20 protein-coding genes are annotated in these 26378 nt (G+C 74.2%); 11 read left to right on the top strand and 9 right to left on the bottom strand.

What is annotated here, in order from left to right:
- Positions 1 to 51: 51 nt before the first annotated feature.
- The 3 genes from ACFWIC_RS03470 to ACFWIC_RS03460 all read right to left on the bottom strand — a co-directional run bounded on the left by ACFWIC_RS03470 (position 52) and on the right by ACFWIC_RS03460 (position 3320).
- On the bottom strand, positions 52 to 1602 hold the full coding sequence (locus ACFWIC_RS03470) for a putative Ig domain-containing protein (RefSeq protein WP_380515433.1): 1551 nt from the start codon (positions 1600 to 1602) through the stop codon (positions 52 to 54).
- Between the two features lie 288 nt (positions 1603 to 1890).
- Positions 1891 to 2313, bottom strand: a complete 423-nt coding sequence (locus ACFWIC_RS03465; RefSeq protein ID WP_380515430.1) for a hypothetical protein — start codon at positions 2311 to 2313, stop codon at positions 1891 to 1893.
- Between the two features lie 194 nt (positions 2314 to 2507).
- On the bottom strand, positions 2508 to 3320 hold the full coding sequence (locus ACFWIC_RS03460; protein WP_380362165.1) for a hypothetical protein: 813 nt from the start codon (positions 3318 to 3320) through the stop codon (positions 2508 to 2510).
- A 316-nt stretch (positions 3321 to 3636) separates the two neighbouring features.
- On the opposite strand from ACFWIC_RS03460, the gene ACFWIC_RS03455 reads away from it, so the two are divergent.
- Positions 3637 to 4272 (top strand): helix-turn-helix domain-containing protein, encoded by a 636-nt coding sequence (locus ACFWIC_RS03455; RefSeq protein WP_329881940.1) that lies wholly within the window; start codon positions 3637 to 3639, stop codon positions 4270 to 4272.
- A gap of 176 nt (positions 4273 to 4448) precedes the next feature.
- On the opposite strand, the gene ACFWIC_RS03450 is transcribed toward ACFWIC_RS03455, so the two are convergent.
- The gene (locus ACFWIC_RS03450) at positions 4449 to 5414 is read right to left on the bottom strand and encodes a hypothetical protein (RefSeq protein WP_329881939.1); all 966 of its coding nucleotides are present in this window, start codon (positions 5412 to 5414) and stop codon (positions 4449 to 4451) included.
- Positions 5415 to 5615: 201 nt separating this feature from the next.
- Here ACFWIC_RS03450 and ACFWIC_RS03445 point away from each other — a divergent pair, with 201 nt between their 5' ends.
- Both ACFWIC_RS03445 and ACFWIC_RS03440 read left to right on the top strand, forming a co-directional pair.
- Positions 5616 to 6722, top strand: a complete 1107-nt coding sequence (locus ACFWIC_RS03445) for an alpha/beta hydrolase (RefSeq protein WP_380515425.1) — start codon at positions 5616 to 5618, stop codon at positions 6720 to 6722.
- A gap of 124 nt (positions 6723 to 6846) precedes the next feature.
- A complete protein-coding gene (locus ACFWIC_RS03440) occupies positions 6847 to 9516 on the top strand; it encodes an ArnT family glycosyltransferase (protein ID WP_380515422.1) in 2670 nt (889 codons plus the stop codon).
- A gap of 113 nt (positions 9517 to 9629) precedes the next feature.
- On the opposite strand, the gene ACFWIC_RS03435 is transcribed toward ACFWIC_RS03440, so the two are convergent.
- The 3 genes from ACFWIC_RS03435 to moaA form a co-directional block, all read right to left on the bottom strand.
- Positions 9630 to 11258, bottom strand: a complete 1629-nt coding sequence (locus tag ACFWIC_RS03435; protein WP_380362172.1) for an alpha/beta hydrolase — start codon at positions 11256 to 11258, stop codon at positions 9630 to 9632.
- 218 nt (positions 11259 to 11476) lie between these two features.
- Entirely contained in the window at positions 11477 to 12256 is a 780-nt protein-coding gene (locus ACFWIC_RS03430) for an HNH endonuclease family protein (protein WP_380362158.1), read from the bottom strand.
- A 210-nt stretch (positions 12257 to 12466) separates the two neighbouring features.
- Positions 12467 to 13540: a GTP 3',8-cyclase MoaA gene (gene moaA / locus ACFWIC_RS03425; RefSeq protein ID WP_380515418.1), complete on the bottom strand. Its 1074-nt coding sequence runs from the start codon at positions 13538 to 13540 to the stop codon at positions 12467 to 12469.
- A gap of 146 nt (positions 13541 to 13686) precedes the next feature.
- Between moaA and ACFWIC_RS03420 the strand changes: the two genes are divergently transcribed.
- The 5 genes from ACFWIC_RS03420 (at position 13687) to ACFWIC_RS03400 (ending at position 18923) form a co-directional block, all read left to right on the top strand.
- The gene (locus ACFWIC_RS03420) at positions 13687 to 14286 is read left to right on the top strand and encodes an NTP transferase domain-containing protein (RefSeq protein ID WP_380362154.1); all 600 of its coding nucleotides are present in this window, start codon (positions 13687 to 13689) and stop codon (positions 14284 to 14286) included.
- 188 nt (positions 14287 to 14474) lie between these two features.
- On the top strand, positions 14475 to 15344 hold the full coding sequence (locus ACFWIC_RS03415) for a hypothetical protein (protein WP_380515414.1): 870 nt from the start codon (positions 14475 to 14477) through the stop codon (positions 15342 to 15344).
- A 197-nt stretch (positions 15345 to 15541) separates the two neighbouring features.
- The gene (locus tag ACFWIC_RS03410; RefSeq protein ID WP_380362149.1) at positions 15542 to 16387 is read left to right on the top strand and encodes a hypothetical protein; all 846 of its coding nucleotides are present in this window, start codon (positions 15542 to 15544) and stop codon (positions 16385 to 16387) included.
- A gap of 209 nt (positions 16388 to 16596) precedes the next feature.
- Positions 16597 to 17655, top strand: a complete 1059-nt coding sequence (locus ACFWIC_RS03405; protein ID WP_380515411.1) for a (2Fe-2S)-binding protein — start codon at positions 16597 to 16599, stop codon at positions 17653 to 17655.
- A 215-nt stretch (positions 17656 to 17870) separates the two neighbouring features.
- A complete protein-coding gene (locus ACFWIC_RS03400) occupies positions 17871 to 18923 on the top strand; it encodes a DUF2637 domain-containing protein (RefSeq protein ID WP_329881932.1) in 1053 nt (350 codons plus the stop codon).
- A 127-nt stretch (positions 18924 to 19050) separates the two neighbouring features.
- On the opposite strand, the gene ACFWIC_RS03395 is transcribed toward ACFWIC_RS03400, so the two are convergent.
- Positions 19051 to 21321 carry a SpoIIE family protein phosphatase gene (locus ACFWIC_RS03395; RefSeq protein ID WP_380515408.1) on the bottom strand — a complete coding sequence of 757 codons (2271 nt, stop codon included), beginning with the start codon at positions 21319 to 21321 and terminating at the stop codon, positions 19051 to 19053.
- Between the two features lie 261 nt (positions 21322 to 21582).
- Positions 21583 to 22026, bottom strand: a complete 444-nt coding sequence (locus ACFWIC_RS03390) for an ATP-binding protein (protein WP_329952146.1) — start codon at positions 22024 to 22026, stop codon at positions 21583 to 21585.
- Positions 22027 to 22608: 582 nt separating this feature from the next.
- Between ACFWIC_RS03390 and ACFWIC_RS03385 the strand changes: the two genes are divergently transcribed.
- From ACFWIC_RS03385 to ACFWIC_RS03375, 3 genes are all read left to right on the top strand, one after another.
- On the top strand, positions 22609 to 23319 hold the full coding sequence (locus tag ACFWIC_RS03385) for an urease subunit gamma (protein ID WP_329881929.1): 711 nt from the start codon (positions 22609 to 22611) through the stop codon (positions 23317 to 23319).
- Positions 23316 to 25037, top strand: coding sequence for an urease subunit alpha (locus ACFWIC_RS03380; RefSeq protein ID WP_380362936.1), 1722 nt, complete (start codon positions 23316 to 23318; stop codon positions 25035 to 25037). Before ACFWIC_RS03385 ends, ACFWIC_RS03380 begins: the two co-directional genes overlap by 4 nt.
- A gap of 65 nt (positions 25038 to 25102) precedes the next feature.
- Complete coding sequence (locus tag ACFWIC_RS03375) at positions 25103 to 26146, top strand: agmatine/peptidylarginine deiminase (RefSeq protein ID WP_380515403.1); 1044 nt, start codon at positions 25103 to 25105, stop codon at positions 26144 to 26146.
- Positions 26147 to 26378: the final 232 nt, after the last annotated feature.

Below are 26378 nucleotides of genomic sequence, written 5' to 3'. Positions count from 1 at the left end.
CGGCCGCCCTGCAGTGGGCCGGGCGGCCGCGGGTCCCCTACCGGCCGTGCGTCAGCTCGTGGCGATCGCGGTGTCGTCGATCACGAAGCTGGTCTGCAGCGAGGCGTCCTCGGTGCCGGTGAACTTGATCGTCACCGACTGGCCCGCGTAGGCCGAGAGGTCGAAGGTGCGCAGCTGGTAGCCGGAGGCCGCGTCGGCGTTCGAGTACGTCTTCAGCGCCGTACCGTTCGCCGAGACCGTCAGCTTGTCGTAGGCGGTCGAGCCGGACTCACCGGTGTCGACGTGCAGGTAGAAGCTCAGCGTGGCCCTGCAGCCGGCCGGGACGGTCACCGTCTGGGCGAGCGTGTCGGTGCGGGTGGAGCCGTAGCCGTTCAGCCACGCCTTCCAGGTGCCGCCGTGCGGGGCCTGCGAGGCCGACTTGTCGACGACGCCGCTGGAGGTGGTCCAGGGTGCGGCGGTGCCGGTCTCGAAGCCCGCGTTGCCGAGCAGCTGCGCCGGGGTGCAGGTGCCGCCACCGCCGTTGACGGTCCAGCCGAAGGCGGTGCTGCCGGTCTTGTTCGCCGAGTCCTTCGCCGTCACGGTCACGTTGTACGTGCCCGCCGTCGTCGCGGTCCCGCTGATCACGCCGGTGGAGGCGTTGACCGACAGGCCGGCCGGCAGACCGGTGGCGGTGTAGGTGTAGGGGGTGGATCCGCCACTCGCCTGGATCTGCAGGTTCGCCGAACCGCCCACCGCGGTGGACTGGTTGCCCGGGTTGGCCACCGAGACGGTGCCGCTGCCCGCGGGCTTGGTCAGCAGGCACCCGCTGACGTTGAGGTCGATGACCCGCCCGGTGCCGAGGCAGGTGGTGAACCAGTAGGTCTCCTGCCCGTAGCTCTGGCCCTTGACGGCCTTGGTGGTGCCGTCGGCCGCCACCTCGCAGGGGTTGTTGATGGTGCACATCTGGCCGTCGTCGTTGCCGGTGTTGTTGATGCCGACGACCTTCTTGGTCGCGGCGTCGACGATCGGCGAACCGGAGGTGCCGTGCGTGGTGTTGCAGCCGGAGCTGTAGCGGATCGAGTCGCGCCAGGTCCACTCGTCCTCGCGCAGCGTGCCGACGAACCCGTTGATGGAGCAGTTCCAGGTCTGCTTCCAGTACGAGGACGGTATGAACATCGCCGAGCCGTCGACCGGGTGCGTGTCGCTGACGGTCAGCGCCGTCGCGCCGAACTTGGAGGTGATCGACCCGAAGGTGTCGGTGAGTTGGTACAGGGCGACGTCCGTGCCGGTCATCGTCGCGTACAGGATCCTGTCCGCCTGCACGGTGCCGAGCGAGCCGCCCGACGCGTTGAGGAGCGTGCCGCTGCGGCTGGCGCTCTGGTTCTGGATGACCTGGCCCGCCGTCGGCATGGTCGGCAGGCAGTGGCCGTTGGTGAGCATGAGGGCGCGGTCGGTGTCCACCGAGGAGGGGTAACGCACGAGCGAGGCGGAGCAGTTGCTCAGTGCGATGGTGGACGTCAGGTCACCGGCCTGTACCGCCTGCGCGGGGGTGGCAGTGACGCAGGTCAGAACCCCTGCGACGACTGCGCCCGCGGCGGACGCGGCGGCAAGTCTCTTGAACATGGCTCTCCTTGTGGGGGATGCGGGGCGTACGACCGGTTGCGGACGCCCGCGCCGCACGAAAGTGCCATGCCCACTTCAATCGGTCAACCATGCGTACGGAATTCGTCCGCCCGGATCCGCCCAGGGGCGCGGGGAGGCACCCGGAAGCGCCAGCAGGCGCACCGCCCGCCCCGCTCCGGACACCGCGAGGCCCCGATCCGGCCCGCTCCGGCCCGCTCCGGCCCGCTCCGGCCCGCTCGCCACCGACGACCGGGGCCGGCGAGCAGGCCGACAGCCCGGCCTCGGAATTCACTCCCCCGTCAGAGCCGTCACCACGTAGGCCACGTCATACGGCATCAGCGCCACCTCCAGGGCGCCGTCCTCGCCGCGCTCACCGCCCTCGGACGCGAACTCGACGACCACCGCGTCGGATCGGATCCGGACCCGTTCGCGCCAGGTCGTCCGCCGCATCCCGACCTTCCGCAGTCCCGTCGGCAGCGGCCTCGCGCCGGCTCGCCCGCGGACCGGCCTCCAGACCACCCCGTCCGGCCCGATCAGCAGCCGACCGGTGCGCCAACGCCCTTCCTGAGGAGGGTTCCTGACCATGCACATCACTCGGGCGGTCGCGCCCCCGGCGAGCTTCCGGGCGCGCGCGAGATGCCTGCGCTCGACGATCCATCCGGCCGCGAGGGCCACGGCGCCGGTGAGCGCCAGGTCGGTGAGTACGCTCACCCTCCCAGTGAAGCAAAACCCGGACCGCGTGTCCGCCGCATCGCCACGATCGAGGTCGGCGACGGCACTCGGCACCGGCCGGCACCCGACACCGGTCGACGGCCGTGCCGGGCCGCGCCGGGCCGGACCGCGGTGGCCCGTCCCGCCGTTCGACGAGGAGCCGGGAGCAGCCGGGGCCGGCGGCCCGGCCGCGCTCAGCGCAGGTCGAGGACCGGCCGGGTCGAGAGCTCGTCGCCCATGCCCGTGCCGTCCGGCCCGTACACGAGCGCGGCCAGCTCCGTGTTCCGGTTGGCCGTGGCGAGGGGCAGCCACTCCAGGACGATGCCGTACCCGCCGCAGACCGACTCGCCGCCGTCGCCGCCGTGGATCGCGCCCGGGTCGCTGGTGATCTCGGACCGGTAGGTGTCGTAGGCGATCCGCAGCCCGAAGGCGTTCGGCCCGGTGTGCGGGCCGGTGTCGTCCTGGTACGGGCCGCGGTCGAGCGGGAACTCGTCGCCCCAGCGGAAGAGCGTCCCGGCGCCGGCGCCGCACGCGTGCTCCCACTCGTCGGGGTGCGGGAGCCGCAGCCCTTCCGCGGCCAGCGCCGCCGGGGTGTCGGCGAGCGGCTCGACGAGGTCCTCGTCCTCGACGGCCATCAGCAGCGTCGGCACGGTCACGGTCCGGTGCGGGCTGAGGTACCGGGCGAGGTGGAGCCGGAGGTCGTCGTCGAGACCGAAGCCCTGACTGACGCTCTCCTCCCGGTAACAGTCGAGGAGTTCGGCCGACGGCTGCCACGCCGCCAGGTCGAACCCGACCGTGACCCGGCCACCCGGCACCAGCGCGAACAGCCGCTCCCCGCGCTCGACCAGCACCCGGTGCAGCGGCGCGCCCAGGTGTTCGACCGTCTCGACCTGCTCCGGTCGACCGCCCACCACGTCGGCCGCGCGGGCGGCCAGGCGGGTGGCGGTGGCGAGGTCGAGCCGGCGCCAGGCGGCAAGGGTGAGGGAGGAGAGCGGTTCGAGGGCCATGCGCGGAGTCTGGCACACGCCACCGACAACGGAGTTGTGCCCCGGCGGGCGCCGCCGCGCGGCTCGACGGCCGGCACGCCCGGCCGCGCCGACGGGGCGCCGGGGAGGCACCGGGGAGCGGGGGCGCGTGGGTGCGCGCGGAGGTCCCGGGTCCGCGAGGGCGCCGGCGGGATCGTGGACGAACCCTTTCGAGTCGGACTACCTGCCGTGTCGATCCCACCAGTGATTCATCATTTAATTAACCTCTCCCCGAGCCGAGTCATCGCTCGCAAGAGACTTCGGCCAGGACGGGCCGACGACCATCGGAGGAGCCGCAGTGGCGCAGGCAGCGAGGCGGGGCCGCCCCTCGACGGGGGCGCGGGAAGCGGTGCTCAGGGCCGCCGGAGAGATGCTCGGGGACGCCGGGCTGGCGCTGTCCACCAAGGAGATCGCGCACCGCGCGGGCGTCGCGGAGTCGAGCATCTTCTACCACTTCGGCGACCGGCGCGGCTTGATCCAGGCCGTCATCGGACAGTACCTGCCGGTGTTCGCCGACACCACCGCCGTCCTCGGCGAACGGCCCGCGCCGCCGGCGGACGGCGGTCCGGCCGGCGACCCGGACCTCCAGGCCGACCTCGCCGCCATGCTCACCGGGCTGGAGGACTTCTACCGGCGGATCATGCCGATCCTCGGCGCCATGCAGTCCGGCCGCACCTTGCGCGACCTCCTCGTGGCGCACGGCGGCGAGATCGGACCGCACCTCGCGCTCCGGCCGGTCGGCGACGCGCTGCGCGTCCACCAGGCGGCCGGACGCCTCGCCGCCGGGCTCGACCCGGTCACCGGCGCACTGCTCCTGATCGGCGCCGCTCACCAGCGCGCGCTCTACCACTACCTGCTGGGCGACGACGCCGACCGCTTCGTCCCGCCGGTCGAAACGGTGGCCCGCACCCTGCTCCCGACCTTCGCCCCCTGACGGGCGGGGAGGCAGGGAGGCGGGGGGCAGGGGGGCGGGATCGTGGGAGGGCAGCCCGCCGGGCAGACGGACGACGGATCGGCGGGCAGACCGGAGGCAGTCGCCCGGGCAGCGGAGCGGCCGAGCACGCCGGGAGGGGAAGCGCCCTCCGCCGGCCCGGCGGAGGGCAGCCCCGGTCACGGCTGCGGGAAGGTCTCCTCGTCCACGTCGCTGGTCTTGGCGTTCCCGCCGACCTTCGCGGTCAGCGTGATCGACCACGTGGTGGCCGTCCGGCCGGTCTCGTAGGACAGCGTGTCGTCGAACTTCGTGTAGGAGCAGTTCTGGGTGAACATCTTCAGCGAGGTGTCCCAGTCGACGCCGTCGGAGAAGAAGACCTCGTAGGTGCCGTCCTCGATGCCGTCGATCGACGCCTTCTTCCCCTTGCCGACGTACAGCGAGTGGACCGCCTTGGTGTTCTGGGAGAGCGTCACGACCGAGTCGGAGCTGCCACCCGTGTTGTCGACCTCCAGCCCGCCCTCGCCGCGCAGGCGGCCCTTGCGGATCATGGTGCCGTTGTCGAGCGAGCGGGCCTGCAGCTGCGGGGTCTGCGGGACGTTGAAGGTCGTCGGGTAGCCCGCGGCGGTCATCTGGGCGAGCGCGGCGGGCACCCCCTTGAGGCCCTCGGAGAGGCCGACCGAGGCGAAGGCCGAGGTCGTGGTGCAGACGCCCTTCCCCTTGATGTCGGTGCGCACCTTCGTCAGGTCCGTGGACAGCTGGGAGAGCGCGGTCACCAGCTGGCGCCGGACGGTGGTGACGGTGTCCGGCTCGCCGGACAGGCCCAGCCCGCTGCTGGCGGAGTTGGCCGCGGTGGCCGCCTCCTGGAGCGAGAGGGCGAAGGCGTCGAGGCTCCCGGCGGGGTTGAGCTTGGCCAGGGCGGCGTTGACCGGGTCGATGTAGCCGGCCAGCACCGGGCCGTACGGGGGCTTGGTGGGAGTCGGCGTCGGCGTGGGGGTCGGCGTGGGAGTGGGAGTGGCGGACCGGGAGCTCTCGGTGCGGCCCCCCGCGGCGTCCGAACTGCCGGAGCTCTTCGAGCTGCCGCCGGAACAGGCCGTCAGCAGCAATGCGGTACCGACCGCCAGGCCGATCTTGGTCACGGACCTCATGCCGCTCCCCCGGAATTCTCTCGGTGCTCTCTCGTGCACGCTCCGTGCACTCTGCAATCCCCGCGCACATGATCCCGACCCGATGAGACGCGGTCAACAGGGCGCACAGGCGGCGCACAGAATCTCACAGGGAGCGCACAGGGGGCGCGCGGGCCGGACCTCCGGGTCAACTACGATCGGCTCGTGTTGAGCCTCACGGGAATGCCCCTCCAGATCATCGCCTCCGTCGTCGCGATCGGCGTCTTCGCCGCCACGATGTGGCTCTGGCCGAGATTCGGCGGGAACGGTCTCAGGGCCTGGTCGGGGCGGATCGGGGCGTTCCTCGCCACCCAGGTCACGGTCCTGGCCGCCATGGGGCTGATCGCCAACGGCTACTTCGGCTTCTACAGCTCCTGGAGCGACCTGCTGGGCACCAACGGCAAGCCCGGCACGGTCGTCGACCACCAGCCGAACGCCGCCGCGTCCCTCTCGGTCACCGGCGAGAAGAGCATGTACTCGGCGCAGGGCTCGGCCCGCGACCGCTCCGGGCTGATCCAGGAGGTCGCCGTCAGGGGAACCGCGAGCGGCCTGAGCAGCGACGCCTACGTCTACCTGCCGCCGCAGTACTTCCAGCCGGAGTACGCGCAGCGGAAGTTCCCGATGGCCCTGGTGCTGGCCGGCTACCCCGGCTCGGCGGAGAAGCTCATCACGCTGATGCAGTACCCGGCGTCCGCCCTCACCGCGATCGAGGAGAAGAAGCTGCCGCCGACCGTCCTGGTGCTGATGCGCCCGACGCTGGTCGGCAACCGGGACACCGAGTGCATGGACGTCCCCGGCGGCCCGCAGGTGGAGACCTTCTTCACCAGCGACCTGCCGAAGGCCCTGGCCGGCAACTACCGGATCGGCACCGACCCGGCCAACCGCGCGGTGATCGGCAACTCGACCGGCGGCTACTGCGCGCTCAAGTTCGCGCTGCGCAAGCCCGACGTCTACCGGGCGGCGATCTCGCTCTCCGGCTACTACACCGCGCCGATCGACGAGACCACCGGCGACCTGTTCGGCGGCAACGACCGGTTGAAGCAGGAGAACGACCTCGTCTGGCGGCTGAAGAACAAGCCCGCCGAGCCCGTCGCCCTGCTGCTCGCCACCAGCTACGACGAGAACAACTACGAGGGCACCCAGGCGATGGTCGACTCCTTCAAGGCGCCGACCAAGCTCTCCACCATCACCCTGGACACCGGCGGGCACAACTTCCACACCTGGACCAGGGAGATCCCGCCCGCCCTGGAGTGGCTGGGCAAGCACCTGACGATGCCCCAGCCCGCCTAGGGCGTAGCGGACGGCGCGGGCGCACCGCGCACGGACCGCCCGAACGAGTGATCCCGCGAGGATCACAGGCGGCTCACACTCCCGTCTCACCCTTCTCTCAGCCGGGCGCCCGAACGTAGCGCCCATGACCACGACCAGCTTCTCCCCGCCGGCCGGCGAACCCTGGCCGGAGGCCGCGAACTACCCGCCGCCGCAGCTTCCGCCCGCCGGACCGGCGGGGCCGGCCGGCCCCGCCGCCGACGTCCCGCAGGCGCGGCCCGCCGAGCCCCCGCTCTACCCCGAGTTCCCGCTGCCGCCCGTCGGGCCGAAGGGCCCGGCATCCTGGGCCGACCGCCTGCGGACCCTGCCGGCCCGGACCTGGCGCGGGCGCGCGGAGGACCCGCGCTGGGTCCGGCCCGCCCTGCTCGCGCTGCTGGCCGCGACCGCCGTCCTCTACCTCTGGGGCCTGTCCGCCTCGGGCTGGGCCAACGCCTTCTACTCGGCCGCCGTGCAGGCCGGCAGCGAGAGCTGGAAGGCCTTCTTCTACGGCTCCTCGGACGCCGGGAACTTCATCACCGTCGACAAGCCGCCGCTGGCGCTCTGGCCGATGGCGCTCTCGGCCCGTGTCTTCGGGCTCTCCTCCTGGTCGGTGCTGGCCCCGCAGGCGCTGATGGCCGTCGCGACCGTCGCCACCCTGTACGCGACGGTGCGCCGCCGCTTCTCCCCGTTGGCCGGGCTCCTGGCCGGCGTCGCCCTGGCCCTGACCCCGGTGGCGGCGCTGATGTTCCGCTTCAACAACCCGGACGCCCTGCTGGTGCTGCTGCTCACCCTGGCCGCGTACGGGCTGGTGCGGGCGACGGAGACCGCGAGCACCCGGTGGCTGGTGTTCACCGGGGCGATGTTCGGGCTGGCGTTCCTCACCAAGACCCTGCAGGCGTTCCTGGTGCTCCCCGGCTTCGCGGTGGTCTACCTGGTGGTGGCGCCCACCGGACTCTGGCGGCGGGTCCGGCAGTTGCTGGCCGGCGGGCTGGCGATGGTGGTCGCGGGCGGCTGGTGGGTGGCGGTGGTCGAGCTGGTACCGGCCTCGGCCCGCCCGTACGTCGGAGGTTCGCAGGACAACAGCTTCCTCTCCCTCACCTTCGGCTACAACGGCCTCGGCCGGCTCAACGGCAACGAGACCGGCAGCGTCGGCGGCGGCAACCGGGCCCGCTTCCCGGCCGGGATGGAGGCGCCCGCCGGCGGCGCTCCGACCGTGCGCGGCGGGGGCGGCTGGGGCGAGACCGGCATCACCCGGATGTTCGACGGCAACATCGGCGGGCAGATCGCCTGGCTGATGCCGGCCGCGCTCGTCCTGCTGCTGTTCGGCCTCTGGGCGACCCGCCGGTACGCCCGGACGGACACCGCGCGGTCGGCCTTCCTGGTCTGGGGCGGCTGGCTGGTCTGCACGGCGCTGACCTTCAGCTTCATGTCGGGGATCTTCCACGAGTACTACACGGTGGCGCTGGCCCCGGCGGTCGCGGCCCTGGTCGGCATGGGCGTGGACGGGCTCTGGCGGGCGCGGCACCGGCTGCCGTACGCGGCCGTCCTGGCCGGGACGCTGGCGGTCACGGTGTCCTGGGCGTTCGTCCTGCTCGGGCGGAGCTCCGACTTCCTGCCCTGGCTGCGCTGGACGGTGCTGGTCGGCGGGCTGGTGTCGGCGGTCGCGCTGGCGGCGGCCGGGCCGCTGGCCGCCCGGCTCGCACCGCGTGAGAGCGCCCGGGGCGTACAGGACGCGCCGGACGCACAGGGCGGCGGCGCGCACGGCGACGGCGGTCCCGGGGCGGACGACGCGCACGGTGTGAACGGCGTGAACGGCGCTCCGAGGAACGGGCGTCAGGGCCACCGGCTCGCCGGGCGGCTGACCACCGTGGCCGGTCTGGCGGGTGCCGCGGCGGCGCTGGGCGGTCCGGCGGCGTACGCGGTGGACACCGTCAACACCGCGCACACCGGCTCGATCGTGACGGCCGGCCCGGCGGTCGCGGGCGGGTTCGGACCGGGCGCGATGCGACGCGGGCCCGGTGGCGGGCCGGGCGGCGAGGGGATGTTCTGGATCAACGGCCAGCAGGTCGCTCCCCCGCAGGGCGGCGGCCAGGGCGGGGGTCCGGGCACCCCGCCGCAGGGCGGCCGGGGCAACCGGCCGGGCGGCGGCCAGGGCACCGGCGGCCTGCCGGGCGGTGGCCAGTCGGTCTACGGCGTCATGGGCGGCCCCGGCGGCATGGGCGGGCTGCTCAACGGTGCCAAGGTGAGCGACGAGGCCGCCGCCCTGCTGAAGCAGGACGCCGACCGCTACCGCTGGGCCGCCGCGACCAGCGGCTCGCAGAACGCCGCCAGCTACCAACTGGCTTCCGGGGTACCGGTGATGGCGCTCGGCGGCTTCAACAGCACCGACCCGTCGCTCACGCTGAGCGCCTTCCAGCAGTACGTGAAGGAGGGCAAGGTGCACTGGTTCATCGCCGGCAGCGGCGGCCCGGGCCGGACGGTCGGCACGGGCGCAGGCGCAGGCGGTACGGGCGCGGACGGCGAGGGCGCAGGCGGCACAGACGGCGCAGGCGGCACGGCCCCGAACGGCACGACACCTGACGGCACTTCGCCCGACGGCACGGACGCCAACGGCAGTGGCCCCGGCGCCCCGACCGCGGGCACCGCGGGCCCGAGCGGCCCCGGATCGGCGGATTCGCCGACCGCACAGATCGAGAGCTGGGTCACCAGCCACTACACCGCCCGGACGGTCGGCGGCTCGACCGTCTACGACCTCACCCAGCCGCCCACCTCCTGACCCACCGGGCACCGGAGGGCGCCCGCGGGCACCGAGCACGACACAGCAGGGGCGCGCCACGGCACTCGGATCCCGAGCCGCCGTGACGCGCCCCGCGCGCGCGTCGGATCAGGTCATCCCGCGGTGTCGGTCGCGCAACGCGTCCCGGCGGCGGGCACCGTGCCGTCGAGCAGGAAGGCGTCCACCGAGGTGCGGATGCACGCACTCCAGCCGTAGCCGGTGTGCCCGTCGCCGTCGCGGGTCAGGAGGACGGCGTTGCCCAGCTGGGCGGCGAGCTTCTCTGCCGAGGCGTACGGCGTGGCCGCGTCGCCCGTGGAGCCGACCACGACGATGGTGGACGCGCTCTTCGAGGCGATCGGGTGCGCCTTCTCGGCCGAACGGAAGGCCCAGGTCCGGCAGTCGGGGTCGAACAGCGCCGTGTCCGGCTCGTGCCGGGTGATCAGCGGGGCCTTGGCGGCCAGGTCGGCGTACGCGGCCTCCAGCTCGGCGCCGGCGGCGACGTTGGTCGCACCGTCGGCGCAGTGGATCGCGGTGTAGGCGTCGGCGGAGACGATGTAGTGCCCGTCCTTGTCGCGACGGTTGGAACTGTCGGCGCGGGCGAGCAGGTAGTCGCCCTTGCCGCGGAGCATCGCCCAGCCGATGTCGTTGCGCAGGGAGTCCCAGCTCGGCTGGCCGCCGTAGAGCCCGTCGATGATGCCGACCCAGGCCGCGTTGGCGGTGAGGGTGCGCCCGCTCGCCGTGGTGAGCGGCTTCTGCTTGAGGCCGTCGAGGAAGTCGGCGAGCTTCTCGGCCGCCTTGGCCGGGTCCTTGCCCATCGGGCACTGGTCCTTCTTCGCGCAGGCCGCGGAGAAGTCCTTGAAGGAGCGTTCGAAGGCCGCGTACTGGGCGATGTTGTGCTGGAGCAGCGGCATGGACGGGTCCACGGCGCCGTCGAGGACGAGCCGGCCGACGCGGTCCGGGAACTCCTCCGCGTAGAGGGCGCCGACGTACGTGCCGTAGGAGAGACCGAAGTAGGTCAGCTTCTGGTCGCCGAGCGCGCCGCGCAGCACGTCCATGTCGCGGACGGTGTTGCGGGTGCCGAGGAAGGGCAGCACCTTGCCGTACTTGGCCTGGCACGCGTCGGCGAGGACCTTGCCGTGGTCGACGCCGAGCGCGTCGGTGGTGACCCATCCGTCGCGGGCCTTGTCGTCGAGGCAGTTCACCGGGGCGGTGAGGCCGACGCCGCGCGGGTCGAAGCTGACGGTGTCGTAGCGCTCGCCCACGGCGCCCTGGAACTGCTTGGGGTTGCGCTGGAGGAAGCCGACGCCGGAGCCGCCCGGACCGCCGGGGTTGACGAGGACGGAGCCGATCCGCTGGTCCGGCTTGCCGGCGGGGCTGCGGACGATCCCGACGTCGATGGTGTCGCCCGCCGGGTTGGCGTAGTCGAGCGGCACCTTGAGGGTGGCGCACTGCACCGCCGACTCGTCGAGCTTGTCGGTCTTCGGGTCGTCCTTGCAGGCCGCCCAGCCGAGTTGCTGACCGTAGAACGGCTGGAGTGCCGGATCCGCCTGGCCCGTGGGCTTGACCGTCGGGGTCGGGGTCGGCGTGGGGCTGGGGGTGTCCGCCGGGGTCGGCGTCGCGGTCACGACGGGGGACGGCGTGCCGGAGGCCGCGTCGGTGGATCCGGCCGAACTGGTGCAGCCTGCCAGCAGGGCGGCTACGGCGACGGCGGGAAGGGCGCCGCGGGAGAACCGGGTGATCATCGAGTGCACCGCACACGAATATCATCCGGTCATCACACTGATCATCTCGCCCCCACCCTCCGGCGTCCGTGGCGCTGGGACAAAGTCCGGCGAACCAAGAGGAATCGTTTCCTCAGCCACGCACCTGCCGCTCAGCGGTCACGCGCCCGCCCACTCTCCCGCCCGGCCGGGCCGCCGCTCGACCGCCCGACCGACCGGCCACGGCTCATCAGCTCCCGTCATCCGCCGCACTGTTGCAGCATGGCCGTCTTGTCCGCCTCCGTGACGGGCAGCCGGTACTTCAACGACACCTGCGCGAACCGCACCGCGTACGCGCACCGGATCTCCGGCGCGGCGGGCAGCCAGGCGGACGGGCCGGAGTCGCCCTTCGAGGCGTTCTGCGAGCCGTCGGCCGGGATCAGGTTGAGCGGGTCGTTGGCGATCTGCACCCGCTTGGCCTTGTCCCACGTGGCCGCACCCATCTGCCAGTCGTAGGAGAGCGGCATCACGTGGTCGATCTGTATCTTCGAGGCCTGCTGCTTGGACCACTGCACCGTCCTGCCGGTGTACGGGTCGTGGATGGTCATCGAGGTGACCACGCAGGAGGACCCGTCCTTGCGCTCGACCGCCGTGCCGTCCCGGGCCAGCAGGTCGTTGCGGGTGTCGCACTTGTTGTGGCCGCCGGGGACGCCGTCCACGTTGTCGGTCCAGGCCGGGCCGAACTCGTCGCGGTCGTATCCGTCCTTCGAGCCGGTCCTGGCGGTGGCCACCCTGGCTATCAGCTCCCGGCCGGCGCTCAGCTCCTCGGGCGAAGTCAGCGGTCCCAGACCGGGCTTGGTGCCGTCGGGGTTCTGCAGCGGGCTGGTGCCCGGGCCGGCGGCGCCCGCCGCCCCGGGGGATCCCGCCCCCGCGGAGGCCGCGTCGGCGGCCCGCTTCCCGGCGCCGGAGCAGCCGGTCAGCGCCAGGGCGGATATCAGGAAGACGGTGGCGGCGGACAGAGCGGTGCGACGGGCGGGCACGGAGGACTCCCCAGGTGGCGGGCGACTGACGGCGCACCAGCAGACCAGCCGCCCCACACCCGGTCAAGGGGGCACAACACGGAGCATTTCGATCATGTCGAAGGTCACACCCGGAAGGGCGCGCCCGGAAGGGCCGGCGCGGACCACGCAGGCGACGCCCGCACCGTCGACACGGCAGGGGCCGAGCCCGCCGGCCGGGGCCGGTGCCGCTCAGCCGCCGATCGCCGACATCGGGCGCGCCGGCCGGACGAACCCGGCGGCGCCGATGGCGTGGCCCGGCCCCTTCCCGGCGATCGCGGCGCGCCAGGCGGCCTCGATGCGGGCGTCACCTTCGTCGTCCCCACCGCCGCCCCCGTGACCGCCGCCGTCCCCCTCGCGGAGCAGTGCGCGCAGGTCCGACTCCTCGGTGGCGAAGAGGCAGTTGCGCAACTGTCCGTCGGCGGTGAGCCGGACGCGGTCGCAGCCGCCGCAGAACGGCCGTGTCACCGAGGCGATCACCCCGACCACGGTGTCCGTCCCGGCGATCCGCCACTCCTCCGCCGGCGGGGTGCCGCGCCGACCGGCCCCGGCGGGCCCCGCCCCCTCCGCCCCGGCGGCCCGGCCGGTCGGCAGCAGCTCCCAACGGGTACCGAGCGCGGCCAGGATCTCGTCGGCGGTGACCATCCGGGCCCGGTCCCAGGCGCCCTGGGCGTCCAACGGCATGGACTCGATGAACCGCATCCGGTAGCCGTGCTCGGCGGCGAACTCCACCAGCGGGACGAGTTCGTCGTCGTTGACACCGCGCACCGGCACCGCGTTGACCTTGACCGGGGCGAGGCCGGCGTCCCGCGCGGCGGCCAGGCCCGCGAACACGTCGGCGATCCGGTCGCGGCGGGTGATCGCGGCGTACCGCTCGGGCCGCAGGGTGTCCAGGCTGACGTTGACCCGGTGCAGCCCGGCGGACTTCAGCTCCGCGGCGGTGCGGGCCAGTCCGATGCCGTTGGTGGTCAGGGACACCTCGGGTCCGAGCGCGGCGATCCGCCGGACCAGGCCGGGCAGGCCGCGCCGGAGGAGCGGTTCGCCGCCGGTGAGGCGGACGGACCTGATCCCGAGCCGGCGCACCGCGATCCGCACCAGCCGGACCACCTCGTCGTCACCGAGCAGCTCGGCCCCGGGCAGCCAGGCGAGGCCCTCGGCCGGCATGCAGTAGGTGCAGCGCAGGTTGCAGCGGTCGGTGAGGGAGACCCGCAGGTCGGTGTGGACCCGGCCGAAGCGGTCCACCAGCGGGCGCGGTGCGGAGTTCATCGGCCCAGTACAGGGGGGTCGGCGCGGAAACTCCAGCGGCCGAACCGCCGGGCCGCGGGCGCCCGGCACCCGCCCCGGTTGTGGCTTCGTCCAAGGGTCACCCGCCGGTGCTGCGGGCCGCCCTGCCGGACCGGCAGGCTGGACGCATGCAGAACGAGGACGCGGTCACCGCGCTGGTCCTGGCGGCGGGCGGCGGGCGACGGTTGGGCGGGCGGCCGAAGGCACTGGTCCCGTACCGGGGACGGCCGCTGGTGGAGCACGCGGTGGCGGCGGTGCGGGCCGGCGGCTGCCGGGAGGTGACGGTGGTGCTGGGCGCGGCCGGGGAGCGGGTCCGGTCGACGGCGCACCTTCCGGGCTGCCGGCTGGTGGCCAACCCGGACTGGGAGTCCGGCATGGGCTCCTCACTGCGGGCCGGGATGGCCGCGCTGCCGTCGCCGACCCGGGCCGTGCTGGTGATGCTGGTGGACACGCCGGGGGTGGGCGCGGCGGCCGTGGCCCGGCTGCTGGCGGCCCACCGGGCGGGCGCGGAGCTGGCCGCGGCGGCGTACGGCGGGCGGCGGGGGCACCCGGTGCTGATCGGGGCCCGGTACTTCGCCGAGGTGACGGCGGGGGCGGTCGGGGACGCGGGCGCGCGGGCTCTGCTGGCGGCGCACGCCGAGGGGATCACGCTCGTCGAGTGCGCCGATGTCGCCACTCCGGACGACCTGGACACGCCTGCCGACCTCGCCCGTTGGGGTGCGGGGTGACGCGGGTACCGCTCTTCTTCGAACGGATCCCCCTCCGGGGTGGAACCGCCCTCCTCCTCCCCGCCGAGGAATCGAGCGCACACCCCTGATTCCTCCCTGAGGATTGCCTCATTCCGCGCCGCGGTCCGCGGGTTTCGGGGAGCATGGGACCCGTCCCTCCTCCCCGATTCGAACGGACGGTGCCCGCGATGGCCGGACTGCCCGACGACTTCACCGGACACGACCCGGCCGGCCGCGGGCCGGGGACCGGGGGTGGCGCCCGGGCGATCCGCTGCCCCGCCTGCCGGCGCGAGCACCTGTACGAGCCGCCGTCGCTGCCCTGCCCGTGCGGAGCCTCGCTGAAGGTGCCGCTGCTGCGCGGGGGCGTGCCGGTGCAGGTGCGGTTCCGGTCCTGGGAGGACTCCTGGCTGAACATGCGCTGCCCGCACTGCGGCCGTTCCGACCAGTGGCCGCAGCCCGAGTTCACCTGCAACTGCGGGGCCACCGTCCGGCTCCCGGTGGACCGCACCACCCGGCTGGGCGGCGGCGCGTCCACCGGGCCGCTGAGCGCCGCCGCCGGACCCCGCGCCTCCCACCCGTACCCGGCGCGGCCGACCCAGCCGCTGGACGCGCCGCCCGCCCCGGCGCCGACCGCAGGGGCGAGCGGCCCCGCCACGCCGTGGCGGCGGCGGGCGCCGTTCCGTCCGCACCCGGTGCGGACCTCGCAGGACGCGGTGTTCACCGCCGCCCGCTACCTGGAGTGGCTGGGCTTCGACGACCTGGAGCTGACCGAGGCTCAGGAGCGCGACGGGGTGACGCTGCTGGGCAGCCGGATGGTCGCCCAGGTGGACACCTGGACCGAACCGGCGGACGTGAAGTCGGTGGAGTGCCTCTGGCTGCAGACCCTGCACGCCGAGGAGATGGCCGCCGCGATGTTCACTCTTGCGGGCTATTCGCACCAGGCCACGGTGCGCGGGGAGCAGCTGCTGGTGGCCCTGTTCAGCCTGGACCTGGCGGGGGTGCCGCAGCCCGCCAACGGCGCCGCCGAGGCCCTGATGGAGACCGGCTGGACGTCCTGAGCCCCCGTTCGGACCCGACCCGCCGACCGCTGATCGTTTAGACGAAAACCCGCCCGAGCGCAACAACCTCCGCTCGTGATCTGGTGCACAAGCTCGCCCCCGTGTTGAATTGCCGCCACAGCGCGGGCCCGGGGGCGTGTCATGCCACGAGGGGCAGGGTCCGCGTCCTGCTGGATGGCGCGCACAAGGAGGTGGCGTTGTCGGAGCACGGATGGGGCCCGAGCGGCCGGGACGGGCGGGGGCGGGCGACCGCACCCCAGGAGCCGGGGGACACCGTGTGGCGGCTGCGGTCCCGGGCGTGCTGGCGGGAGGCCGCGGAGCTGTTACGCCCGGCCGCCGAACGAGATCCGACAGCGGCGCTGGCCAGAGCCGAACTCCTGATCGAACAATGCCTGTTCACCGCAGCGAACTGGTCCCAGGCGGAACAGGCGCTGCGGCTCGCCGAGGCCGGGGCGACCTCCACCGAACAGCGCGCGGCGGCGGCCTGCGCACGCGGCTTCCTGGCGTACGCGGCCAGCGTGCTGAGTGCGCGGGACCGGCTCGACGAGGCACAGGCGGCGCTCGGGCGCACGTCCGCACTGCTGCCGCCGGACGCACCGGGCCGTCCGCTGCTGGACTTCCGGCGGGGGCTGGTCGCGGAGAACCTGCTGCGCGACCCGACGGCGGCCTGGATCGCCTACCGCCGGGCGCACGACGGCGCGGGCGAGCGCGGGGACGACCTGCTGCGCTCCTCCACCTGGCGGCACCTGGCGGCCCTGGCCCTGGCCGCCGGCGACCGCGAGCGGGCCCGCGAGGGGTTCGAGGCCTCGCTCCGGCTCCGCGAGCAGTTGGGCTTCACGGTCGGGGTGGCGCCCGCGCTGGCGGCGCTGGCCGAGGTCTCCGAACCGGCCGAGGCCGCCCGGCTCCGGGCGGAGGCGGCCCGGCTGGTGAAGGCGCTCGGGGGTGTTCCGGTATGGCTCGCGCGCCAGCTGAGCGCGGCGCGCACGCCGGGCGCTCCCCCGGACGGACGCATCGGAAGGCAGGCCCAGGGACCGATCAGCTAAGGTGAGCCTAACTTGGCCGGGTCGAGCAGTGACCCGGCCAGGTTCGCCTTGCCGTTCCCGGGCTCCGCCAGGCCTACGTCCGGCCGGGCCCAGACGCAGGGCGCAACGACGGCGAGGGCACCCGGGGTGCTTCGACGACGGACGCCCCCGCCGGGCGCGGGACCGGGCGGTCCGGCACGGGCTCCGGTCGACCCGATGGGGCCCGCACCATGACCGTGAGCAGCACCCGGCCCGGCCCCGCGCCGCGCGCCTCCGCCGCCGTCGAAGCGGCACTCGCCCTACCGCCGTCACGGCCCGTCACCACCGCACCCGGCGCTGCGGGTTGCACCGACCCGGGAGCCGACAGCACCGCCGTCCTGGGCACCACCGTCCCGGGCGCCGCAGCCCCGGGCAGCACCGCCCCGGGCGCCGCGGCCTACCGGCGGCTCGGCGAGCTCCTGCCGGCACTCCGGGTGCACTGCGCCCCGCCGCGCACCGGCCGGGGCTGGATCGCCGGGGCCGACCTCCTGACCCACCCGGAGGCACTGCGCGAACTGATCGCCCACGACGCCCGGCAGGGCCTGGCCCGGTACGGGCGGCCACTGCGTCCGGACGTGGCCGCCGGGTTCGGCCTGCACCGCTTCGTCTGGCCGGTCTCGCTGCTGTTCACCCTGCCGTGGTTCCTGGAGCGCCGGGTGCCGCTGCTCACCCCCGCCGACATCTCGATCCGTCGCCGCACCGGCGAGCTGACGGTCCGTCCGGGCGCCTTCGTCTGCCTGCCCGACGACCCGGCGGCCGCCCCGGGCGGCGCGACGGCCCGACCGGAAGCGCCGGACACGGCGGGCACGGCGGCCGAGACGCCGTGCGCCGTGCGCCGTCACACCGCCCGCACGGTGCCCGACGAGGCGGCGCTGGCCGGCGAACTGCGCATCGCCCTGGCCGACTTCCTGACCCCGCTGCTGGCGGCCTTCCGGCCGGAGGTGCGACGCGGTCCGCGCACGCTCTGGGCGATGGCGACGGACGCCGCGGTCGAGAGCCTCTGGCACGCCGCCGGGCTGTTCGGCGAGGAGGAGCGCGCCCGGGCCGAGTTGTCCGCGCTGCTCGCGCCGGGCCTACAGGACGCGCGCCCGGCGCCGGAGTGCGCGCCCTTCACGCCGGGCGCCGGATTCACCGGCCCCGCGTCCGGCTCCGCAGTGCACTTCGACCGCTGCCGGGCCAGTTGCTGCCTCGTGTACACCGTCGAGGCCAAGGCGATGTGCGCGGGCTGTCCCCGCGTCACGCGAGGTTGACGGCACTCCTCCCGGCGCGGAACGGGTCGGGGGCGGAATTCCGGGAGACACCCGCCCGGAATTCATATGACGATGCGACTTATCCCCCGCCAGAAATCCCTCTCGTCAGCGCATTGACGGCAAATCAGCCATTCTCGGGCCGAGCATCGGTCATGATGGTCCCCGCCATCACGACGCAGGAATTGCGACGCAGGAAAGCGAGGCTGGTCCAGGCGATGAAATTGTCCGACATACCGCTTGGTTGGGCCGTCACCGGCGTTGCGGTGCTGCTGGTCAGCGCCCTGCTGGTGGCCCTGGTCCGGAGTCGGGGATCCACCACCGGATCGGGTGGCCAGGATTCCTGGGAGCGTTCCGAGGAACGCCGCCGCCGCAAGGAGTCCCTGTACGGCGGGGCCTCGTACACGCTGCTGTTCTGCTGCGCAGCCGTCGCCGCCGCGCTGTCCTTCCACGGGCTGGTCGGCTTCGGGGTGCAGAACCTCAACCTCTCCGGCGGGTGGGAGTACCTGGTCCCGTTCGGTCTCGACGGCGCGGCGATGTTCTGTTCCGTACTCGCCGTCCGCGAGGCCAGCCACGGCGACGCCGCGCTCGGCTCCCGCCTGCTGGTCTGGCTCTTCGCGGGCGCCTCGGCCTGGTTCAACTGGGTGCACGCCCCGCGCGGCTTCGGCCACGCCGGCGCCCCGCAGTTCTTCGCGGGGATGTCGCTCTCGGCCGCCGTGCTGTTCGACCGGGCCCTCAAACAGACCCGCCGGGCCGCCCTGCGCGAGCAGGGACTCGTCCCCCGCCCTCTGCCGCAGATCCGGATCGTCCGCTGGATGCGCGCTCCGCGCGAGACCTACGCGGCCTGGTCCCTGATGCTGCTGGAGGGCGTGCGGAGCCTGGACGAGGCGGTCGACGAGGTCCGCGAGGACAAGCGCGAGAACGCCCTGGAGAAGGAGCGGCGCAAACTCGCCGGACGTCGCGAGCGGGCCGAGATCCGGGCGATCAACCGCACCCACAGTGTCTGGCGCCAGCGCAGCGGCGGCTCGTCGTCGGGGGCCCGGCAGCTGGAACCCGGCCCGGAGTCCGCCATAGCGGGCGGCCCCGGCGGCACCGACGGGGCCGGAGCGGTCGAGGGCGCGGCCGCCGAGGGGACACCGGCGCAGCCGGGCCTCCCGGCCCGCCCGGAACGGCGCACCATCGACCTGACGACGGAGGAGGACACCGTGGCCCTGCCCCGGCTGGACTCGCTGGAGCGCAAGCTGAAGGACCTGGAACAGCAGTTCGGCTGAGGCGCCGGGGAGCTGCGCGCCCGCGAACCCACGGGTCGGCCGACCCGTCGGCCCGCGGGCCGACGGGTTCCCGGGCCGGGGCCGGGCCGCCGCCGGGCGCAGGCCCGGCCGCCGGCCCGGCCGCCGGTCAGCCCGCCGTCGCCCCGGCGGCGGCGGTCGCCGTCGCCGTGATCTCGAACCACATCCGCTTGCCCGACCCCCGGGGCTCCACGCCCCAGCCGTCGGCCAGCGCCTCGACCAGCATCAGCCCGCGCCCCGAGGAGGCCTGCTCGCCCGGCGTACGGCGGGTCGGCCAGAGGTCCGACTCGTCCTCGACCTCGACCCGCAGCCTGGCCCGGCCGCCGTCCGCCGCCGGCTCCCGGTAGAGCCGGGCGGTGAACATCGCGTCGCGGTCGGTGTGCCGGATCGCGTTGGTGACCAGCTCGGAGGTGAGCAGCTCGGCGGTGTCGATCAGCTCGGCCACTCCCCAGCGGCGCAGCGCGTCGCGCAGCTCGGCGCGGACCTCGGAGATCCGGGCGAGGTCCGCCTGCCCGATCCGGCGGCGCAGCTGCTGCGCGGCCAGGCCGCCCTCGGGGCCGTCCCAGCGCAGCAGCAGAAGCGCTATGTCGTCCTCGCGCTCGCTGGAGTCGGCGGCCTGGGAGGCGATCCGGTCGGCCAGGACCTCCAACGGGTCGCGGCCGGCCCGCGCGGGGTCGGCGAGCGGTTCGGCGAGCACCGCGGTGAGCCGGGCCACGCCCTCGTCGAGGTCCATGCCGCGTGACTCGACCAGTCCGTCGGTGCAGAGCAGCACGGTCTCGCCCGGGTCGAGGCTGAACCGGGTGACCCGGTACTCCTCGTCCGGGGCGATGCCCAGCGGCAGTCCACCGGCCACCGGCACGCTGGCCGCGGTGCCGTCCGCGCGCCGGACCACCGGGTCGAGGTGGCCGGCCCGGACGGCGTAGACGACGCCGTAGTCGACGTTGACCTCGGCGTAGGTGCAGGTGGCGAAGTGGTCGGTGTCGAGGTCGGCGAGGAACCGGGAGGCCCGGGCCATCACCGCGGCGGGCGGGTGGCCCTCCGCGGCGTAGGCGCGCAGCGCGATCCGCAGTTGGCCCATGATGCCGGCCGCGTGCACGTCGTGGCCCTGGACGTCGCCGATCACAAGGCCGACGTGGCCGCCGGGCAGGGGGACGACGTCGTACCAGTCGCCGCCGATCTGCAGGCCGGAGCCGGCCGCCAGGTAGCGGACGGCGGTGGTGACGCCGGGCACCGAGGGGACGGTGCGCGGGAGCATGACCCGCTGGAGGCCGGCCGCCAGCTCGTGCTCGGCGTCGTGCAGCCGGGCCCGGGCCAGGGACTGGGCGACCAGCCCGCCGAGGGTGGAGAGCAGGGTGCGCTCGTCCGCGTCCAGCTGGCGGTCGTCGTCGAAGCTGACCACGCAGACGCCGATCGCCCGGCCGCTGGCCACCAGCGGCAGGAAGGCCCAGGAGCTGCGGCTGGTCCGCCGGGTCTGTTCCCAGACCTCCGGGTAGCGCTCGCGGTACTCCTCGCGACTGGCGCAGAAGACCGGCGAGCGGTTGCGCAGGGACTCGGCGGCCGGGTGGGTCTGCGGCAGCACCGAGCGGTCGTAGCCGGCGAGCTCCTCGGCCCGGTAGCCGGAGGCGCCGAGGATCTGCACCCGGCCGGCCTCGAAGGCGGCGAGCACCAGGCCGTCCGGCGGGAGGCCGGGCAGCGGCAGTTCGGTGAAGACCCGGGCGACGTCTCGGACGGTGACGGCCTCGGAGAGGGCGCGGGCGGCCTCCTTGATGAAGCGGGAGCGCTCCTCGCGCAGCAGGGCCATCCGGTCGGCGCGGTCGCGTTTGTGCAGCTCGACGGTGGCGTCCCAGACGAAGCCGACCATCCGGGAGGCACGGCCGAAGGCGTCGGCGAGGACGCGGCCGCGGAACCGGACGGCCCGCATGGTGCCGCTGGGGCCGACCGTGCGGTAGTAGGCGCCGCACTGGCCCAGCTCGGCGACGGCGCGCTCGACGCGGCGGCGCACCACGGGGGCGTCCTCGGGGTGGAGCAGGGCCAGGAAGGAGGCGGAGGTGCGGTCGAACCGGCTCTTGTCCGCCGTGTCCAGGCCGACGATCGTGCAGGCCCGCTGGTCGCCCTCCAGGACGTCGCGGCGGATGTCCCAGTCGAAGGAGCCGATGCCGTTGGCGGCCATCGCCGGTTCCAGCCAGTCCGGCGTGGAGTCGCTCTGGACGACCGGCAGGCCACCGGAGAGCATCGGCGCGAGGCGGCCGGCGGCCAGGCCGGGAGCTGTGCGCAGCGCGTGCCGCCGGGCCGCCTGGGCGGGGGGTCTGGTCCGGCCCGACCCGGTCGTGGACGAGCCGGGCGGGAGGGCCGGCCCCGGTGACTCGGGCTCTGTGGGCATGCTGCTCCTGCCGCTGCCGTGGCGGACCGCGCCGACCGTCCGGACGGGCCGCATGGCGGTGTGATGGGTGGTGCTCGGTGGCTCGGTGCCGACGGGCGACGGTCAGTCGAGGTGAGAATTCCCCGCCGCTCCTCGCACGTGGACACACATTCCCACCATCCTGGCCAATGTTCGGCCCAGCGGCAATGGCAACGGGCCGGAAATCTTGGCTTTGCCCTTCACTTCAGGGCATCGTTCGACAGCGAACAGTGTTCGGCCGCGTCAGGCCGCGGCCGAGGCCAGCTCGAACCAGGTGACTTTGCCGTCCCCTCTCAGCTGAACGCCCCAGGAGTCGGCCAGCGCCTCGACCAGCACCAGCCCGCGCCCCGAGGTGGCGTACTCGGCCTCCGGGTCGCGACGGCGACCGGGCAGCCGGGCGGCGGCGTCCTGGACCTCGATCCGCAGCCGCAGGTCGGCGGTCAGCACCGCGTCGAAGACGGCGCCCTGACTGGTGTGCTGCAGTGCGTTGGTGACCAGCTCGGAGGAGAGCAGCTCGGCCGTGTCGGCCAGCTCCGGCACCCCCCAGTGCCCGAGGGCCGCACGCAGCCGCCGGCGGACCGCGCCGACGGCGACCAGGTCGGCCGCCTCCACCGCCAGGTGGAGCCGGCGGTGCAGTGCACACCCCGGTGCCGGTACGCCCTGCAGCGCGGCGCCGGCCGCGCCCACCGAACCGGCACCTGCCGGGCCGGCGCCCGCCGGGGTCGCCGTACCGCCGTGACCCGTGGGCCGGAAGGCGCCCCCCGAACCCGTCCGCTGTCGCGGGAATCGCGACTGACCGTCCATCACTCCTGCCCCCGCCCTCGCTCCGGACCCCCGGGCCGGATCCCCCGCCGGTCGGGTGGCCCCGTGGTTCTGACCACCCATCCTCATGCCCACCTTTCGGCATTTGGAACAGTGCACGGGCGATCACCTGGGGTGAAAGGGGCACGGGGCTTTCTGCGTGATCCAACTGCCCGCACCGGACAGGTTTGCGAAGCATACGGTCCGCTTTCGAGGCCCGCCGCCCGGCCGCGTCGGCGACACGCCGGGCCCGATGGCGGCTCCCGGCGAGCCGAACGCCGCCCGAGCGGCAACGCTGGACAGGGTGGCCGGGTCCGGGTTCAATGACCCGGGATGTTTGAACGGCGTTCTAACTTCCCTCCGGAACCACGTTCACCAGCTCCCCCAGGAACCCCAGCTCCCCCAGGAACCCCGGCCCCACCGCCCACCGCCCCACCCACCCTCCCCGGCGACCGCGAGCGAGGAACCGTGCGACTGACCCCCACCGAGCGGGACCGGCTGCTGATCTTCACAGCAGCCGAGCTGGCCCGCGCCCGCCGTGCCAGAGGCCTGCGCCTCAACATCCCCGAGGCCACCGCGCTGATCGCGGACACCGTCTGCGAGGCAGCCCGCGACGGCCGGCGCCTGGCCGAGGCCGTCGAGGCCGGCCGCTCGGTCCTCGGCGCCGACGACGTCCTGCCCGGCGTGCCCGACGTGGTCACCGTGGTCCAGGTCGAGGCGGTCTTCGACGACGGCACCCGTCTCGCCGTGGTCAACGACCCGTTCCGGGGCGCCGGCTCGCTCGGCGACGAGGCCCCCGGCGGCGCGCTGGCCGGCGACGGCGCGGGCTACGACCCGGTCGAGGAGACCGTCGTCCTGCCCGTCCACAACACCTCCGGGGTGCCGATCTCGGTCACCTCGCACTTCCACTTCTTCGAGGCCAACCCCCGGCTGGCCTTCGACCGGGCCGCCGCCTACGGCACCCACCTCGCGGTGCCGGCGGGCTCCTCGGTCCGCTTCGACCCGGGCGCCACCGTCGAGGTCGGCCTCGTCCCGATCGGCGGCGGCCGGGTCGCGATCGGCTTCGCGGGCCTGGTGGACGGCCCGCTGGACGCGCCCGGCGCCAAGGAGGCCGCGCTGGCCAAGGCCCGCGCCACCGGATACCTGACCGGCTTCGACGATGCGGAGGTCGAGTCGTGACCGCCATCACCCCGCACGACTACATCGCCGTCCACGGCCCCCGCGCAGGGGACCGGGTCCGGCTCGGGGACTCCGGCCTGATCGTCCGGGTCGAGTCCGACTCGCAGGCGCCGGGCGACGAGTTCCTGGCCGGCTTCGGCAAGACCGCCCGCGACGGCCTGCACCTCAAGCCCGCCGCCGTCCGCGACACCTGCGACGTGGTGATCAGCAACGTCCTGGTGATCGACGCGGTCCAGGGCATCCGGAAGACCTCGATCGGCCTGATCGGCGGCCGGATCGCCTCGATCGGCCGGGCCGGCAACCCGGACACCCTGGACGGCGTCGACGTGGTCGTCGGGACGGGGACGACGATCGTCTCGGGTGAGGGCATGATCGCCACCGCGGGCGCCATCGACACCCACGTGCACCTGCTCTCGCCGCGGATCATGGAGGCCTCGCTCGCCTCCGGCGTCACCACCGTCATCGGCCAGGAGTTCGGCCCGGTCTGGGGAGTGGGCGTCAACTCGCCCTGGGCCCTGCGGCACGCCTTCAACGCCTTCGACGCCTGGCCGGTCAACATCGGCTTCCTCGGCCGCGGCTCCTCCTCCGACCCGGCCCCCCTGATCGAGGCCCTCGCCGAGGGCGGCGCCTCCGGCTTCAAGGTCCACGAGGACATGGGCGCCCACACCCGCGCCCTGGACACCGCCCTGCGCGTCGCCGAGGAGTACGACGTCCAGGTCGCCCTGCACACCGACGGCCTCAACGAGTGCCTCTCCGTCGAGGACACCCTCAGGGTCCTCGACGGCCGCACCATCCACGCCTTCCACATCGAGGGCTGCGGCGGCGGACACGTCCCCAACGTGCTCAAGATGGCCGGCGTCCCCAACGTCATCGGCTCCTCCACCAACCCGACCCTCCCCTTCGGCCGCGACGCCCTCGGCGAGCACTTCGGCATGATCGTCTCCGCCCACGACCTCAAGGTCGACCTCCCCGGCGACGCCGCCATGGCCCGCGACCGCATCCGCGCCGGCACCATGGGCGCCGAGGACGTCCTGCACGACCTCGGCGTCATCGGCATCACCTCCTCCGACGCGCAGGGCATGGGCCGCGCCGGCGAGACCGTCCGCCGCACCTTCGCCATGGCCGGCAAGATGAAGGCCGAGCTCGGCCCCCTCGACGGCACCGGCTCCTACGGCACCACCGAGGGCGGCGACGACAACGAACGCGTCCTGCGCTACATCGCCAAGCTCACCGTCAACCCCGCCATCGCCCACGGCCTGGCCCACGAGGTCGGTTCCATCGAGGTCGGCAAGCTCGCCGACATCGTCCTCTGGCGCCCCGACCACTTCGGGGCCAAGCCCCAGCTCGTCCTCAAGGCCGGCTTCCCCGCCTACGGCGTCGTCGGCGACCCCAACGCCTCCACCGACCGCTGCGAACCCCTCGTCCTCGGGCCCCAGTTCGGCGCCCACGGCGCCACCGCCGCCGACCTCTCCGTCGCCTTCGTCTCCCAGGCCGCCGCCGACGGCGCCTACCTCGACAAGGCCGCCGACGGCCTGCCCACCCGACGCCGACGCGTCGGCGTCCGCAACACCCGCGGCATCGGTCCGCGCGACATGGTCCGCAACGCCAGGATCGGCCGCGTCGACGTCACCGAGACCGGCCTGGTCTCGCTCGACGGCTCCCCGCTGCGCTCCGAGCCCGCCGACAGCGTCTCGCTCAGCCGCCTCTACTTCCTCTGACCGACCTCCGACCCGACTCCCCCTCCCCCCGGCCACCCTCACCCGCCCCGCAAGGAAACACGACGATGACCACCCCCACCCCCGCCTCGCTCGGCTACCGGATGCCCGCCGAGTGGCACCCGCACGACCGCACCTGGATGGCGTTCCCCACCGACAACCCGACCTTCGACACCCCCGAGCACCTGCACGCGGCGCGCGAGGCCTGGGCCGCGGTCGCCAACACTGTCGTCCGGTACGAGCCGGTCACCCTGGTCGTCAACACGGGCGGGACGGCGGAGGCGCGCAAGTACGTCGCCGAGGAGGTCGAGATCGTCGAGCGCCCGCTGGACGACGCCTGGATGCGCGACATCGGCCCGTCCTTCCTGATCGACGGCAAGGGCGGCCTGGCCGCCGCCGACTGGATCTTCAACGGCTGGGGCGCCCAGTCCTGGGCCCGCTGGGAGAACGACCAGCACGTCGCCGAGCACATCGGCGAACTGACCGGTGTCCGGCGGTTCGCCTCGCGGCTCATCAACGAGGGCGGCGGCATCCACGTCGACGGCGAGGGCACCGTCCTGGTCACCGAGACCGTCCAACTCGGCGAGGGCCGCAACGCCGACTGGACGAAGGAGGAGGTCGAGGCCGAGCTGCACGCCTTCCTCGGCACCACCAAGGCGATCTGGCTGCCGCGCGGACTCACCCGCGACTACGACGAGTTCGGCACCCGCGGCCACATCGACATCGTCGCCGCCTTCGTCCGCCCGGGCGTCGTCGTCGCCCACGTCCAGCCCGACCCGTCGCACCCCGACCACGAGGTGTGCCGGGAGCTGGTGGCGATCCTGCGCTCCGCCACGGACGCCCGGGGCCGACAGCTGGAGGTCATCGAACTGCCCGCCCCCACCGTCCTGTCGGACGAGGACGGCGAGCCGGTGGACTACTCGTACATCAACCACTACGTCGCCAACGGCGTCGTCGTGCTCTGCGCCTTCGACGACCCGCGCGACCAGGAGGCCGCCGCCGTCCTCGGCGCGGCCTACCCCGGCCGCACGGTCGAACTGGTCGACGCCCGCGAGATCTTCGCCAACGGCGGCGGCATCCACTGCATCACCCAGCAGCAGCCGAAGGCGTGACGGTCCCTCAGGTCGACATCATGACAGGCCGGGGCGTCGCATCGCCACGGCGGACGCCGGCGGGACGAGGTCGCAGCCCCCTGCCGTGGCCTTCTCCCGGCCCCTCCCGCCAGATCATGAAAGAGCCGGGGGGGGGGGGGGGGGGCCCCCCGCCCCCCCCCCCGCCCCCCCCCACCGCCCGGGGGGCCCCCCCCCGGGGGGGCACCCCGCGCCCCCACACGCCCGGGGCGCG

Source organism: Kitasatospora sp. NPDC127035, assembly GCF_042726075.1.
Classification (GTDB): Bacteria; Actinomycetota; Actinomycetes; order Streptomycetales; family Streptomycetaceae; genus Kitasatospora.
Note: the sequence above shows the minus strand (reverse complement) of the source record. Positions and strands in the feature narration are given on the sequence as shown.

What these genes read in the sequence shown, in the direction of transcription:
- ACFWIC_RS03375 (WP_380515403.1), top strand. Translation starts at nt 25,103, where the DNA reads ATGACCACCCCCACCCCCGCCTCGCTCGGCTACCGGATGCCCGCCGAG.
- ACFWIC_RS03400 (WP_329881932.1), top strand. Translation starts at nt 17,871, where the DNA reads ATGAAATTGTCCGACATACCGCTTGGTTGGGCCGTCACCGGCGTTGCG.
- ACFWIC_RS03450 (WP_329881939.1), bottom strand. Translation starts at nt 5,414, where the DNA reads ATGAGGTCCGTGACCAAGATCGGCCTGGCGGTCGGTACCGCATTGCTG.
- ACFWIC_RS03415 (WP_380515414.1), top strand. Translation starts at nt 14,475, where the DNA reads ATGGCCGGACTGCCCGACGACTTCACCGGACACGACCCGGCCGGCCGC.
- ACFWIC_RS03420 (WP_380362154.1), top strand. Translation starts at nt 13,687, where the DNA reads ATGCAGAACGAGGACGCGGTCACCGCGCTGGTCCTGGCGGCGGGCGGC.
- ACFWIC_RS03395 (WP_380515408.1), bottom strand. Translation starts at nt 21,321, where the DNA reads ATGCCCACAGAGCCCGAGTCACCGGGGCCGGCCCTCCCGCCCGGCTCG.
- moaA (WP_380515418.1), bottom strand. Translation starts at nt 13,540, where the DNA reads ATGAACTCCGCACCGCGCCCGCTGGTGGACCGCTTCGGCCGGGTCCAC.
- ACFWIC_RS03435 (WP_380362172.1), bottom strand. Translation starts at nt 11,258, where the DNA reads ATGATCACCCGGTTCTCCCGCGGCGCCCTTCCCGCCGTCGCCGTAGCC.
- ACFWIC_RS03470 (WP_380515433.1), bottom strand. Translation starts at nt 1,602, where the DNA reads ATGTTCAAGAGACTTGCCGCCGCGTCCGCCGCGGGCGCAGTCGTCGCA.
- ACFWIC_RS03460 (WP_380362165.1), bottom strand. Translation starts at nt 3,320, where the DNA reads ATGGCCCTCGAACCGCTCTCCTCCCTCACCCTTGCCGCCTGGCGCCGG.
- ACFWIC_RS03440 (WP_380515422.1), top strand. Translation starts at nt 6,847, where the DNA reads ATGACCACGACCAGCTTCTCCCCGCCGGCCGGCGAACCCTGGCCGGAG.
- ACFWIC_RS03445 (WP_380515425.1), top strand. Translation starts at nt 5,616, where the DNA reads ATGCCCCTCCAGATCATCGCCTCCGTCGTCGCGATCGGCGTCTTCGCC.
- ACFWIC_RS03405 (WP_380515411.1), top strand. Translation starts at nt 16,597, where the DNA reads ATGACCGTGAGCAGCACCCGGCCCGGCCCCGCGCCGCGCGCCTCCGCC.